We start from the raw sequence: 689 nt of genomic DNA, 5'->3' as shown, positions 1-689 counted from the left end.
GCTTCCGGATCCTTGTTGATCGCGACGATCACCTTCGAATCCTTCATGCCGGCCAGATGCTGGATCGCACCCGAGATGCCGACCGCGATGTACAGCTGCGGTGCGACGATCTTGCCGGTCTGGCCGACTTGATAGTCGTTCGGCACGTAGCCGGCGTCGACTGCCGCGCGCGATGCGCCGAGTGCCGCCGACAGCTTGTCGGCCAGCGGCTCGAGAACCTTCGTGTAGTTCTCGCCGCTGCCCAGGCCGCGGCCACCCGACACGATGATGCTTGCCGACGTCAGTTCCGGACGGTCGAGCTTCGTCACTTCACGGCTCACGAACTGCGACTTGCCTGCGTCCGCCGCGGCTTCGATCTTCTCGATCGCTGCGCTGCCGCCTTCGGCTGCCACCGGATCGAAACCCGTCGCACGCACCGTGATGACCTTGATCGGGTCGCTCGACTGCACCGTCGCGATCGCGTTGCCCGCGTAGATCGGGCGCTCGAACGTGTCGGCACTGTCAACAGCCGTGATGTCGGAGATCTGCGCGACGTCCAGCTTCGCGGCGATACGCGGCGCGATGTTCTTGCCGTAAGCCGTTGCCGGCGCGAGGATGTGCGAGTAGTCCTTCGCGATGTTCAGCGCGGTCGCTTCGACGTTTTCCGCGAGGCCCGCTTCGAGTTGCGGCGCATCGGCCAGCAACACCTT

The 689-nt window shown here is 65.0% G+C and carries 1 protein-coding gene; it reads right to left on the bottom strand.

All coding sequences use genetic code 11. The features are described from left to right. Positions 1-689: electron transfer flavoprotein subunit alpha/FixB family protein (locus DIE16_RS36315; RefSeq protein ID WP_124894424.1), on the bottom strand; the 689-nt coding region annotated here is incomplete at both ends.

The organism is Burkholderia sp. Bp9090, assembly GCF_003857985.1.
GTDB lineage: Bacteria > Pseudomonadota > Gammaproteobacteria > Burkholderiales > Burkholderiaceae > Burkholderia.
This window is presented reverse-complemented; position numbering and strand designations above follow the sequence as displayed.